We start from the raw sequence: 12,579 nt of genomic DNA on the forward strand, positions 1-12,579 counted from the left end.
CTGCCCAAGCACCGAAGAGCAGCCATGTCCCGGCCTGGCTCACGGCGACGTATCCGTCGACCACCTCTCCTCTCCTCCCTCCCGAGGTCTCCTATGCGTGCCTTGAACCCTCCGGACTGGACCGCCGCCCGGCTCGAACTCCGCGACCTCCTCGTCGGCGCCGGCTGGCCGTCCGACACCATCTCGGACGCCGAACTCGCCCTCCACGAGCTGATCGCCAACGCGTGGTTGCACGCGGGCAACCTCGCGCCCTTCGTCGTCCTCACCCTCCGGCCCAACCGCCTCCGCGTCTCCGTCAGCGACGACAGCCCGGACCTCCTTCCCGACCACCCGCCCTCCACCCTCCTCTCCGAGTCCGGCCGAGGCCTCCACCTCGTCCGTGCCCTCACCCACCGCTTCGGCACCGAGCTGCGCAAGCAGGGCAAGTCCGTGTGGTTCGAGCTGGACGTCGTCGCGTGAGCCGCCGTCACCCGATGAAGCCCACCGACCCCCGCGTCCGGCACTACACCGACGACCAGATCCGCACGCTCATCGCCGAAGTCCACGAGCGCGGAAAGAAGTTCGGCCTGGTCTGGCCCTCCGCCACCACGGACAGGACCCTCGACGGCCGTGTCCTCGTCCGCTTCAACACGGCCCCGGTCACGACTCTCCTCAACCTGCTGAACCTCCTCCTCGATGCCGAACGGGACAACGACGACCCGTGCGTTTCCTGATCGGCACGGCCTTCGCCGTCCTCCTCGCCCTCGCGATCGCCACCGTCGCCCTCGGCGTCATCACCGCTCTCAACGTTGCAAAGCCCGACGAAGAAGAGTCCTGAGATGTCTGACACCACCGACCCCGTCGTCAACGCCCTCGCCGCGACCCGCTACGCCGTCGCCGCCGCGTTCAACTCCTTCGGCCCCGCCGCCGTCACCCCCGCCGCCCCGGACGACTTCGACTGGCCCGAACTCGAAGCCTTCATCCACCAGCTCGGCTTCGCAGCCGACCACTCCGACGCCGACCTCAACCTCTACCGACTCCTCACCGCCGTCCAGCGCATCGCCTACCGCGAGGGCGCCGGCCGCAACCCGAACTGGTCCCGGGCCCGCCTCAACCCTCTTCCCAGACCCGCCGATTAGCGCCAAGCGGCGTCCGCGCACAGGAAGTCGGCCGGTCCGACTTCCTGCGCAGGCCTGTTGCGGACAGAAGTGCGATGAACCGATCCCGCGCGCCGCCCTACACTCCGTCCACTTCGTCGTGGCCACAGGTGTCGTCCGTGTCGTGGACGCCGATGTCTACGACGCCGCCCGGGGTTTCAACATCTATTCGTGGCTGTACTTTCCGGCGGCGGCCCCGATATCTTCGCGCCGCTCGTCCGATCCTCCCGCACGATCCCCGAACGGAATCCCTTGCAAGACCAGGTTGCCGCCGGCCTCGTGGGCCTGCTCCTCGACAGCATCCAAGTCCTCGTTCCCCTGGTGGGAGCCGTCGTGGCCGCCGTGGCCATCCGCCGCAGAGGACGCAATGCCCGACTGGCCCTCGCGGGGTGCCTGGTCATGCTGCCGGGGCCGATCGTCTCCGTTCTCGTCCCGGCGCTGGGCTGGGAAACCATCATCCGCGTGTTCGGGCCCTTCATGGCGAACAATGTGCTGTCCGCGATCGCCCTCCCCTTCCACCTGGTCGGGTTCGGCCTTCTGCTCGCCGGAGCACTGGCCGCACCCACCCCGCAGACCCCGGCCGCCGCGAGCCAGCCGGTCGAGGACACCGCCGCGACGGTCTGACCACGGGACGGGGCCGCTGCCGCTACTTCGCGCGCATCAGAAGATGGCCCCGCCGGTACCGTTCGCCCTCGCCCGGTTCGCGCAGCATCCGTCCGACCTCGGCGAACCCGGCCTCGCCCGCCAGGTCGGCCAGACCGTCGATCGGCCACCGGTAGGCCGTCGCCACCTTGTGGTCGAAGGCCGTCACCGGCGCGCCCTCGGACTCGAAGAAGCCGAGGAGGACGTGGCCGCCCGGGGCCAGCACCCGGCGGAACTCGGCGAGGTACGACGGGATCAGCTCCGGCGGGGTGTGGATGAGCGAGTACCAGGACACGACGCCGCCCAGCTCGCCGTCGGCCACGTTCAGCGCGTCCATCGAACCCACGTCGAACCGCAGGCCCGGGTAGGTCTCGCGGGCGATCTCGACCAGCGCGGGCGACAGGTCGACACCGAAGACGTCCAGCCCCATGTCCCGCAGGTACGCCGACACGTACCCGGGCCCGCACCCGAGATCCGCGACCGGACCGGCGCCGGCCGCCCGCACGAGCTCGGCGAACGCCGTGACCACCGAGCGGTCCAACGGCAGACGGGCGAGGCCGTCCCGGACGAACTCGGCGTAGCGGACGGCGATGGCGTCGTACGCGGCGGCGGTGGACATCTGATGTGACGAGAGTTCAGGCACGGGGGACGACCTTAGACCACCGCGCGCCGTCGCGGAGGGCCTTGCGGGAACGGCACCGGGAGCCGCGACTCGCCCGTTCAGGTGAGTGGCGGGCAGGCGGCCTCTGCGTGGCGCGGAGCCTCCCCCGGCCCGCCACCGTCCGTGTCTGGTTGGCTACTCGGGTGCGGGGCGATCGGCGCCTCCGGACCGAAGGAAACACCGCCATGGCGACATCAGAGGAAGAGCGCACCAACCCCGCCGCCCGGCTCGGCTTCGAGCCCGGGCAGGTCGTCCAGGAGATCGGCTTCGACGACGACGTCGACCACGACCTCCGCGAGGGCATCGAGGCGATCACCGGTCAGGACCTCGTCGACGAGGATTTCGAGGACGTGGCCGACGCCGTCCTCCTCTGGTTCCGCGAGGACGACGGCGACCTCACCGACGCGCTGGTGGACGCCCTCGGCTTCCTCGACGCGGGCGGCACGATCTGGCTGCTCACCCCCAAGAGCGGCCGGGGCGGCTACATCGAGCCCGGCGACGTCCAGGATTCCGCTCAGGCGGCCGGCCTCTCCCACGCGCGGTCCGTCAGCGTCGCCCCGGACTGGAACGGCACCCGCCTCGCGGCCTCCCGCCTGTAGCCCCCGTGAGCAGGAAGTCGGTCCGTCCGACTTCCTGCGCCGCCCTCGGCGGGCGACCGTCGCCGTCCGGGGCCGGGCCCGGTCGGATCCTCGTCCCGTTGTGTGTGCGGGATAGCCTCGTCCGCGCACATCGGAGACAGCGCGACGGGGGACCGGACATGCAGCACACGGACGACGGCGACGAGCGGCTGGCGGCCGAGGGGGAGGTGGCGGTCGCCCGGCTGGCGATCGACTCCGGCGAGCTCCCGCACGCCGCCGACCACCTGGCCGACGCGATCGTCGGCGACCCGCAACTGCCCGAACTGCACGAAGCGCTGGCCGAACTCTGCGCCGCCGTCGGCGGACCGGCCGCGGCCCGCGAACTGTTCCCGCTCGACGGCGAGGTCTACCTGGGCACCGTCGTCTGCCGGGCCCACGTCGAGGCTGCCGCCGGCGACTGGGACACGGCGATCGGCCTGCTCGCCTCGGCCATCCAGTACGAGCCCGTCAGACCCTGGGCCCACGCCGCCTGGCTCGCCCGCGAGGACCTGCCCGGCCTCGTCGACCCGGACGCCGTCGCCCAGGCCGTCGCCCGCGCCGCCGGCGTGCTGCCCGACCCGCTGCCCGCCGAACTCGCGTCCGCCGTCCAGCCGTTCGAGGACTTCGTGCAGGCCGTCGTCGCCCGCCACCCCGACCATCCGCTGCTCCTCGTGATGGCCTCCGGCCTCACCCGGCGCCTCGGCGCCACCGCGCGCGCCGTCGAACTCGCCGAACACGCCCAGCGATTGGCCCCCGGCTACATGCCGTCCGTCATGCTCGGCAACGCCCTGCGCGCCGACGGCCGGCCCGAACAGGCCCTCGCCGTCTGGGAGGCCGAACTCCGCCGCGTCGCACCGGCGAACGACAACGACAGCAGCTACCTCGCCGTCGACGTCGCCGAGCTGTACGGCTTCCTCGGCCGTCCCGCCGACGGCCTGCCCTGGCTGGAGCGCGTCCTCGCGACCGAACCCGACCACCCCAAGGCCGCCCCGGCGATCCACGGGCTGCGCCACGCCGTCGACGGCAGCACCGCCCACCTGCTCGCCCTCGCCGACCACCACCGCGCCCACCCCGACCACGACTACGCCCAGGACCTCCTCGAACGGCTCAGCCACCGGGAACCCTGGCTCGGCCTGCTGCCCGGCGCCACCGAGGCCACCGTCAACGTGCTCCACCAGGTCCTCGCCTCGCCCGACACCACCCGGGACTCGGAGATCGACTGCACCGTCACCGCCCTCGAACCGCCCAGCTCCCAGCTGGCCCTCCACCTCGCGCTCCCGCGCTCCACCGTCGGCTACCAGTCCGTCCGCGAGCCCGACCCGCGCCGCCCGCTGCGCGAACCCGGTGAACCCGCCACCCGCGTGTGGGCCTGGGACGGCACCGACCCGCGCCCCGCCGTCGCCCCGCCCGCCCCCGAGAGCGCCGACCTCGTCCGGGCCACCGCCGAGATCGTCTGGCCGACCATCCCGGCCGCCTACGACCATGCCGTCCGCCTCGCCGGGCTGCCGCTCGACGACCTCGTCGGCGTCCTCGCCCACCCGCCCGCACCGCGCGAGGACGACCTCGGCCGGGCGCTGCTCGCCCACCAGCCCGAACTGTGGGTGCGCGCCGTCCAGACCTTCGCCTGCCTCGGCATCGCCCACCACCGCACCGACCAGCCGTGGCAGGACTCGGACCGCCGCCGGGTGCTGGTCGACCTGCTGCTCGGGCCCGAGGACTGGGTCGTCGAGGCGGCCGGCTTGGCGCTCGTCGCGATCGGCTGGACGCACCCCGAGACGCGCGCGGACATCGCCGCACAGCTCCGGCTCCGGCTCCGCTACTGCGCCGACGCGCGGCGCACGCGGGTGGTGACGATCCTGCGTTCGGTGGGCCGCCTGGCCCTCGCGGCGCCGTGGCTTCCGTCCGCCGATCTCGCCCTCGCCCAGGCGGTCATCCGCGCCGACGAGGCCGCGGACGCCCCGGACCCGGACCCGGACCCGGAGCCCGAACCCGAGCCCCAGCCCCAGCGCCCCGGGTTCCTCCGGAGACTGCTCGGACGCGGCTGACGCCGCCGCCGTTACCCGACGCCCGGGAGCGGGTCCTGCTCGACGTCGTGGCGCGGCACGCGCTCGGCCGGGTCGCGGCACTCCGGGCCGAGCCGCAGGATGCGGGACTCCGGGTCGTGCAGCGGCCGGTGGCAGCGGCGGCAGGTGACACGGAGGCGGACGGCCTCCGGGGTGTCCGTCCCGGGCAGCGGATCGTCGGTGCTGGTCATGGGGAGACGGTAGCCGGGCGGCGGCCGTGCAAAACCCCTGGTCGGCCGTCCGACCGTGCCCTCGCCGAGTCCGTCCGCGAGTCCTGAACGGAGGCCCTGAGCGCCCGGGAAGTCCAGCATTCAAGCAATGTCATGACCAAACTGCGGAAACGGAGATGACATCGGGCCCTTCCGCCCGCTACCGTCACCTCGACATACGTGCGCGCGGAGGGCAGGCGGCTCATGCCGGACACAACCAAGCAGGAGAGCGGCCGAGGCCTCTGGTACGGGGCCTCGGCCTACGGCATCTGGGGGCTCTTCCCGCTGTTCTGGCCGCTGCTGGAGCCCGGTGCCGCCGACGACATCCTGGCCAACCGGATGGTCTGGTCGCTGGTCGCGGTGGTGCTGCTGCTGATCGCCCAGCGGCACTGGGGCTGGATACGCCCGCTGCTGCGCCAGCCCCGCCGGATCGCGATGCTGGCCGCCGCGGCGGCCGTGATCTCCGTCAACTGGGGCGTCTACATCTGGGCGGTCAACTCCGGGCACGTCGTCGAGACCAGCCTCGGCTACTTCATCAACCCGCTGGTGACCATCGGCTTCGGCGTCCTGGTGCTCAAGGAACGGCTGCGGCTCGCACAGTGGACGGCGGTCGGCATCGGCGCGGCGGCGGTCGCGGTGCTGACGATCGCCTACGGGCAGCTGCCCTGGATCGCCCTCACCCTCGCGCTCACCTTCGCCACCTACGGCCTGCTGAAGAAGACGGTCGGGCTGAGCGGCGTGGAGAGCCTGGCAGCGGAGAGCGCCTTCATGTTCCCGTTCGCCCTCGCCTACCTGGTGTACCTGGAGATCAGCGGGCGCGGCACCTTCGGGCACACGGTGGCCGGCTCGTACGGCTGGGGCCACTCGGGGCTGCTCATGCTCAGCGGTGTGATCACGGCGATCCCGCTGCTGTGCTTCGGCGCGGCGGCCGTCCGGGTGCCGCTGACCATGCTCGGGCTGCTGCAGTACCTGGCGCCGGTGTTCCAGTTCCTGATCGGCGTCGCGGTCTTCCACGAGTCGATGCCGCCCGCCCGCTGGGCCGGCTTCGCCCTGGTCTGGGCGGCGCTCGCGATGCTCACCTGGGACGCGCTGCGCCGGGTGCGGGCCGACCGCGCGGAGCGGGCCGCGGCGAACGCGCCGCAGCCCGCCCCGGCACCGGTGGCGACCCGGTAGGACTCAGGCGCTGATGTCCCGGCTGGCGAACCGCGCCCAGGCCGCCGAGCCGAACACGGCGACGTAGGCGGCCTGGAGGCCGAGGTTCTTCAGCACGTCGTCCCAGTACATCGGCTCGCGCAGCAGATTCGCGAAGCTGAGCCAGTAGTGGGTGAAGAGGAACGGCCGGATCGCGTCCAGCTGCGGGAAGCCGTCCAGGATCTGCACGGTGATCACCAGCACCACCGTCGCGGCCATCGCCGCGATGCCGCTGCCGGTGAGCGTCGAGATGAACAGCCCGATCGCCACCAGCCCGGCCAGCGAGAGCGCCACCATCGCGGCCACCAGCAGCGCCCGCGGCAGCGCGTCGGCCAGGCCGACGGTGTCGCCGGAGAGCAGGGTGACGTCGCCGAGCGGGAACAGCGCGGCCCCGGTGGCGAGGGCGGTCACCGCGACGGCCGCGGTGGCGGCCAGGCAGAACGCCAGCCCGGCGGTGAACTTGGCGGCCAGCAGCCTGGTCCGCCCGGCCGGCGCGACCAGCAGGTAGCGCAGCGTCCCGGTGGAGGCCTCACCCGCCACCGAGTCCCCGGCGACCACGCCGACCGTCATCGGCAGGAAGATCGGCAATGCCACCGCGAGCGAGGTGAACACCAGGAACAGGCCGTTCTGGGTGGTCTGCGCGATGAAGCTCGGTCCGCCGTCGCCACCGTGCGGGCCGTCCGTGTTGACCTTGATGATCACGCCGATCAGGACCGGCAGCAGCGCCAGGATCCCCAGCAGCACCAGGGTCCGCATCCGGCGGAACGTCAGGTGCAACTCGTTGCGGAACAGTGCCAGGAACCCGGCGGCCGTCTGCGGCCGGCGCCCGGGCACGGGCAGCGCCTCAGCCTGCGACATCGAAGCCCTCCCCGGTCAGCGCCACGAAGGCGTCCTCCAACGTGCCCCGCTCCAGCCCGAACCCGTGCACCCGTACGCCGGCCTCGACCAGCGCCGCGCACAGCTTCGGCAGCGAGGCCTCGCCCGCCTCGGCGAGCTCGCCGTCCACCCGGTCCTCGCCGCGCACGACGTCGGCGACCCGGTGGGCCGCCAGCACCTCGGCGGCCCGCGCGACATCGGGCGTCCGGACCACCAGCCGGCCCTGCGCCCGGGCGGCCAGCTCGGCGACGGTGCCCTGCACCACCAGCCGGCCGCGGGACATCACCGCCGCGTGGGTGCACACGTGCTCGATCTCGTCGAGCAGGTGCGAGGAGAGGAACACCGTGGTGCCCTCCGCCGCGACCTCCCGCACCAGCGTCCGGATCTCGCGCATGCCCTGCGGGTCCAGGCCGTTGGTCGGCTCGTCCAGCACCAGCAGTTCGCGCGGCTGGAGCAGCGCCGAGGCCAGGCCGAGCCGCTGCTTCATGCCCAGCGAGTACGCGCGGGCCTTCTTGCCCGCCGCCGCGGTCAGCCCGACCCGCTCCAGCGCCTCCTCGACCCGGCGGCGCCGGGTGCGCGGGTCGGCGGTCGGGTCGGCGGCGTCGAACCGGGCCAGGTTGTCGCGGCCGGAGAGGAAGCCGTACAGCGCGGGGCCCTCGATGAGGGCGCCGACCCGGGGCAGCACGGTGGCGACCGACTGCGGCATCGACTCACCGAGGACGGTCGCCACGCCCGAGGTGGGGGCGATCAGGCCCATCAGCATCCGGATCGTGGTGGTCTTGCCGGAGCCGTTGGGGCCCAGGAAGCCGAAGACCGAGCCGCGCGGGACGCTGAGGTCCAGGCCGTCGACGGCGAGCTGGCCGCCGCGGAAGCGCTTGGTCAGGCCGCGCGTGCGGATCACGTCGTCACTTCCGGAGCCGATTCCGGAGCCGATTCCGGAGTCGCTTCCGGAGGCGTCACTTCTGGAGGAGGGGGCGGCAGCGGGAACGGGGGCCGGGCGCACCTCGGCGCCCCGGCCCCCGGCCGACTCCGTAACGTCCCCCGTTACGGGAGTCCCGGTCATCCGTCAGTTCACCCCGGCCGCGCTCTGCAGGACCGGCAGGGTCACCGCGCCGGCGAACACCCGGCCGTCGTCGGTGGCCAGGACGTTGATCACCTTGGTGCTGATCAGGGTGCCGCCGGCGACCGGCTTGCCGAGCGACTTGACCAGCGCCTGCGGGTCCCGGAACGCGCCCTTCCCGCCGTGCCGGCCGTCCTGCGGTGCGCCGGCCGGCCCGCTGGGCAGGTGCGCGGCGACCACCGAGGTCCAGCCCTCGCCGATCACGTTGACGTCGCCGTCCTTGGAGCCGTCCTTGGAACCGCCCTTGAAACCGTCCTTGGCGCCGCCCGGCCCGTTCTCCCGGCCGCGTGCCTCGTCCGCCTTGTGCTCCGTCACCTTGGCGCCCTTGGGCACGGTGAAGTCGAAGGTCGTGGCGGCCGGCGTGGCGAAGGTGACGTCGGTGAAGTGGACGTCCAGCACGGTGCCGCCGTCGGTGGCCCTGACCACGACCGAGAGCGGCACGCCGTTGCCGGCGGCCACCGCGATCCGGACCTCGCCGACGGTCGAGCCGGACTGGGTGGGCTTCACGCTCAGCAGGTAGGCGTTCTGCCCGGCGACCTTGGCGGTGCCGGCCACGGTGACCGAGGTGGTGCCCGCGTTCTCGGTGAGGAACTGCTTGGCGGCTTCCTGCGGGGTGGCCGGCACCCCGGTCAGCGGAACCTTGGGGTGCTCGGCGCCGTTGTGCCGGGCGGCCTGGCCGGTCAGGTGCACGGCCTGGTTGCTGGAGCTGTCCCACGCCCAGGCCTGGTCGCCGTTGTGGACCAGGGTGTAGCCGGCCATGTTCTCCAGCAGGTCGAGCCGCTGGCGGTCCGGGCCGTCCACCGCGACGCGCAGGGTCTGGTCGCCGCCGAGCAGCCCCAGCAGCTTCGCCTGCGGGTCCGCGGACGACCCCTTGCCGTCCTCACTGCCGTGCCCGGCCGCCGCGCCGAGCCCGCCGGCGGCGGCGCCGATGAGCTGGCTGGGCACCCCGAGGTCGGTCGAGAGCGAGACCGTCCCGGAGAGCGCCTGCGCGTCCGAGCCGAGCACCTTGGCCACCACCTGCTCCGCCGTCAGGGCCGGCAGGTCCGGCGGCGCGTCGGCGGCCAGCGCGGGCACCAGCCCGACACCGGCGGCGATCACCGCGGCCACCGCGAGCGGAACCCCCGCCCGCATCAGGGTGCGTCGCCGCGAGCGGTACGGCACGCCGCCGTCCGCTTTCTCCTCCGCCGCCGTGTCATTGGTCATGGCGTCCTCAACTCCTCTGCGAACCCGGCCGATTGCCTCGTGCCCCTCCATTAGATGCCGGCGCACCGCCCGAGTCATCGCCCTCTGGGGCCACTTCGGGGTAAACCTCCCGGGTACACCGACCCTGAGACGCCCTCAGGGTTGGCTCCTCCCGGTGTACGACTCCTGGCGTAGGGTCGCGCCATGGACGCAACCGCCAAGGACGAATCCGCCACGGACGGACCGAAGCCCCCGACCGAGCAGCAGCCCCCGACGGAGAACGCCATGCGCCGCGCCCTGCGCCGCGCCCGGGACGGCGTCGCGCTCGACGTCGCCGAGGCGGCCGTGCTGCTCCAGGCCAGAGGCGAGGACCTGCGGGATCTCTGCGCGAGCGCCGCCCGGGTACGCGACGCCGGCCTCGAAGCGGCCGGCCGGCCCGGCGTCATCACCTACTCCAAGAGCGTCTTCATCCCGCTCACGCGGCTCTGCCGCGACAAGTGCCACTACTGCACGTTCGCCACCGTCCCCGGCAAGCTGCGCCGGGCCGGGGCGGGGATGTTCATGTCACCCGACGAGGTCCTGGAGGTCGCCCGGCGCGGCGCCGAACTCGGCTGCAAGGAAGCCCTGATCACGCTCGGCGACAAGCCCGAGGACCGCTGGCCCGAGGCCCGCGAGTGGCTGGACGCGCACGGCTACGACGACACCATCGCCTACGTGCGGGCGATGTCCATCCGCATCCTGGAGGAGACCGGCCTGCTCCCGCACCTCAACCCCGGGGTGCTGAGCTGGACGGACTTCCAGCGCCTCAAGCCCGTCTCCGCCTCGATGGGCATGATGCTGGAGACCACCGCCACCCGCCTGTGGAGCGAGCCCGGCGGCCCGCACTTCGGCTCGCCGGACAAGGAACCCGCCGTCCGGCTGCGCGTCCTGGAGGACGCCGGGCGCAGCTCCGTCCCGTTCACCAGCGGTCTGCTGATCGGCATCGGCGAGACGTACCGGGAGCGCGCCGAGTCGCTGTTCGCGCTGCGCCGCGTCTCCCGCGCCTACCACGGTGTCCAGGAGCTGATCCTGCAGAACTTCCGCGCCAAGCCGGACACGGCGATGCGCGGCATGCCGGACGCCGAACTGGACGAGCTGGTCGCCACGGTGGCCGTGGCCCGGCACATCATGGGCCCGGCCGCGTGCCTGCAGGCGCCGCCGAACCTGGTGGACGGCGAGTACGAGCGGCTGATCGGGGCCGGCATCGACGACTGGGGCGGGGTCTCCCCGCTCACCCCGGACCACGTCAACCCCGAGCGCCCGTGGCCGCAGATCGACCGGCTGGCCGAGCGCTCGGCGGCGGCCGGCTTCGCGCTGCGCGAGCGGCTCGCCGTCTACCCCGAGTACGTGCGGCGCGGCGAGCCGTGGCTGGACCCGCGGGTGCTGCCGCACGTGCGGGCGCTTGCCGACCCGGAGACCGGCCTGGCCCGCCCGGACGCCGTGGTCCAGGGCCACCCGTGGCAGGAGCCCGAGGACCTGCCCGCCTCGTACGGGCGGACCGACCTGCACACCGCCATCGACACCGAGGGCCGCACCGGCGACCGCCGGGCCGACTTCGAGGACGTCTACGGCGACTGGGACGTGCTGCGCGAGCAGGTGCTCGCCGAGGGCGCGCCGGAGCGACTCGCCGGGGACCTGCGCGAGGCGCTGGCGGTGGCCGCCGACGACCCGACGCGGCTGACCGACGACCAGGCGCTGGCCCTGTTCCACGCGGACGGCCCGGCTCTGGACGCGCTCTGCCGGATCGCCGACGACGTGCGCCGCGACGCGGTCGGCGAGGACGTCACCTACTGCGTCACGCGGAACATCAACTTCACCAACGTCTGCTACACCGGCTGCCGGTTCTGCGCCTTCGCCCAGCGTCGCACCGACGCGGACGCCTACACGCTGTCGTTGCAGCAGGTCGCCGACCGGGCCGCGCAGGCCTGGGAGGTCGGCGCCACCGAGGTGTGCATGCAGGGCGGCATCCACCCGGACCTGCCCGGCACCGCCTACTTCGACATCGCCCGCGCGGTGAAGGAGCGGGTGCCCGGCATCCACGTGCACGCCTTCTCGCCGATGGAGGTGGTCAACGGCGCGACCCGGACCGGCCTGTCCGTCCGGGACTGGCTCCAGCAGGCCAAGGAGGCCGGCCTGGACACCATCCCGGGCACGGCCGCCGAGATCCTGGACGACGAGGTCCGCTGGGTGCTCACCAAGGGCAAGCTACCGGCCGCCACCTGGGTCGAGGTCGTCACCACCGCGCACGAACTGGGCATCCGCTCCTCGTCGACGATGATGTACGGGCACGTGGACACCCCGAAGCACTGGCTCGGTCACCTGCGGCTGCTCGCCGGGATCCAGGAACGCACCGGCGGGTTCACCGAGTTCGTCACCCTGCCGTTCATCCACACCAACGCGCCGGTCTACCTGGCCGGCATCGCCCGGCCCGGCCCGACCGCCCGGGACAACCGCGCGGTGGTCGCGATGGCCCGGCTGCTGCTGCACCCGCACATCCCCAACATCCAGACCAGCTGGGTCAAGCTGGGCGCCGAGGGCGCGGCCGAGATGCTGCGCTCCGGCGCCAACGACCTCGGCGGCACGCTCATGGAGGAGACCATCTCGCGGATGGCCGGCTCGGCGTACGGGAGCCACAAGTCCGTCCGGGACCTCCAGGCGATCGCCGAGGCGGCGGGCCGCCCGCACCGCCAGCGCACCACCACCTACGGCGAGGTCCCGGCCGAGCGCCGGGCCGCGGCGCTGGCCTCGGACGGGCACCTGCCGGAGCTGCTGCCGGTCCTGGACTGAGGCGGGCCCGGGTCCGGCCGCCTTCGGGGGGCGGCCGGACCCCCGGCACAGGGCGG

The 12,579-nt window shown here is 73.3% G+C and carries 13 protein-coding genes; 8 read left to right on the forward strand and 5 right to left on the reverse strand.

What is annotated here, in order from left to right:
* The first annotated feature begins 102 nt into the window (after positions 1–102).
* The 4 genes from F7Q99_RS40420 (at position 103) to F7Q99_RS15690 (ending at position 1,760) form a co-directional block, all read left to right on the forward strand.
* Positions 103–459: an ATP-binding protein gene (locus F7Q99_RS40420; protein ID WP_195911078.1), complete on the forward strand. Its 357-nt coding sequence runs from the start codon at positions 103–105 to the stop codon at positions 457–459.
* Entirely contained in the window at positions 456–713 is a 258-nt protein-coding gene (locus F7Q99_RS15680; RefSeq protein ID WP_195911079.1) for a hypothetical protein, read from the forward strand. Before F7Q99_RS40420 ends, F7Q99_RS15680 begins: the two co-directional genes overlap by 4 nt.
* 105 nt (positions 714–818) lie before the next feature.
* On the forward strand, positions 819–1,118 hold the full coding sequence (locus F7Q99_RS15685; RefSeq protein ID WP_153462064.1) for a hypothetical protein: 300 nt from the start codon (positions 819–821) through the stop codon (positions 1,116–1,118).
* A 189-nt stretch (positions 1,119–1,307) separates the two neighbouring features.
* Positions 1,308–1,760, forward strand: a complete 453-nt coding sequence (locus F7Q99_RS15690) for a hypothetical protein (RefSeq protein ID WP_153462066.1) — start codon at positions 1,308–1,310, stop codon at positions 1,758–1,760.
* Positions 1,761–1,782: 22 nt separating this feature from the next.
* On the opposite strand, the gene F7Q99_RS15695 is transcribed toward F7Q99_RS15690, so the two are convergent.
* Positions 1,783–2,397, reverse strand: coding sequence for a class I SAM-dependent methyltransferase (locus F7Q99_RS15695; RefSeq protein WP_153462068.1), 615 nt, complete (start codon positions 2,395–2,397; stop codon positions 1,783–1,785).
* Between the two features lie 227 nt (positions 2,398–2,624).
* Between F7Q99_RS15695 and F7Q99_RS15700 the strand changes: the two genes are divergently transcribed.
* Entirely contained in the window at positions 2,625–3,038 is a 414-nt protein-coding gene (locus F7Q99_RS15700) for a DUF3052 domain-containing protein (RefSeq protein WP_153462070.1), read from the forward strand.
* A gap of 158 nt (positions 3,039–3,196) precedes the next feature.
* A complete protein-coding gene (locus tag F7Q99_RS15705) occupies positions 3,197–5,101 on the forward strand; it encodes a tetratricopeptide repeat protein (protein ID WP_153462072.1) in 1,905 nt (634 codons plus the stop codon).
* A gap of 11 nt (positions 5,102–5,112) precedes the next feature.
* Here F7Q99_RS15705 and F7Q99_RS15710 read toward each other — a convergent pair whose 3' ends face one another.
* Entirely contained in the window at positions 5,113–5,310 is a 198-nt protein-coding gene (locus F7Q99_RS15710) for a DUF6011 domain-containing protein (RefSeq protein WP_153462074.1), read from the reverse strand.
* Positions 5,311–5,532: 222 nt separating this feature from the next.
* Here F7Q99_RS15710 and rarD point away from each other — a divergent pair, with 222 nt between their 5' ends.
* Complete coding sequence (gene rarD, locus F7Q99_RS15715) at positions 5,533–6,501, forward strand: EamA family transporter RarD (RefSeq protein ID WP_153462076.1); 969 nt, start codon at positions 5,533–5,535, stop codon at positions 6,499–6,501.
* Positions 6,502–6,504: 3 nt separating this feature from the next.
* Here rarD and F7Q99_RS15720 read toward each other — a convergent pair whose 3' ends face one another.
* The 3 genes from F7Q99_RS15720 to F7Q99_RS15730 form a co-directional block, all read right to left on the reverse strand.
* The gene (locus tag F7Q99_RS15720; RefSeq protein ID WP_153462078.1) at positions 6,505–7,377 is read right to left on the reverse strand and encodes an ABC transporter permease; all 873 of its coding nucleotides are present in this window, start codon (positions 7,375–7,377) and stop codon (positions 6,505–6,507) included.
* Positions 7,364–8,296, reverse strand: a complete 933-nt coding sequence (locus F7Q99_RS15725; protein WP_407697789.1) for an ABC transporter ATP-binding protein — start codon at positions 8,294–8,296, stop codon at positions 7,364–7,366. Before F7Q99_RS15725 ends, F7Q99_RS15720 begins: the two co-directional genes overlap by 14 nt.
* 165 nt (positions 8,297–8,461) lie before the next feature.
* Positions 8,462–9,718 carry a LolA family protein gene (locus F7Q99_RS15730; RefSeq protein ID WP_153462083.1) on the reverse strand — a complete coding sequence of 419 codons (1,257 nt, stop codon included), beginning with the start codon at positions 9,716–9,718 and terminating at the stop codon, positions 8,462–8,464.
* A 183-nt stretch (positions 9,719–9,901) separates the two neighbouring features.
* On the opposite strand from F7Q99_RS15730, the gene F7Q99_RS15735 reads away from it, so the two are divergent.
* On the forward strand, positions 9,902–12,523 hold the full coding sequence (locus F7Q99_RS15735; protein WP_153462085.1) for a bifunctional FO biosynthesis protein CofGH: 2,622 nt from the start codon (positions 9,902–9,904) through the stop codon (positions 12,521–12,523).
* Positions 12,524–12,579 lie beyond the last annotated feature (56 nt).

Source organism: Streptomyces kaniharaensis, from assembly GCF_009569385.1.
GTDB classification, from domain to species: Bacteria; Actinomycetota; Actinomycetes; order Streptomycetales; family Streptomycetaceae; genus Kitasatospora; species Kitasatospora kaniharaensis.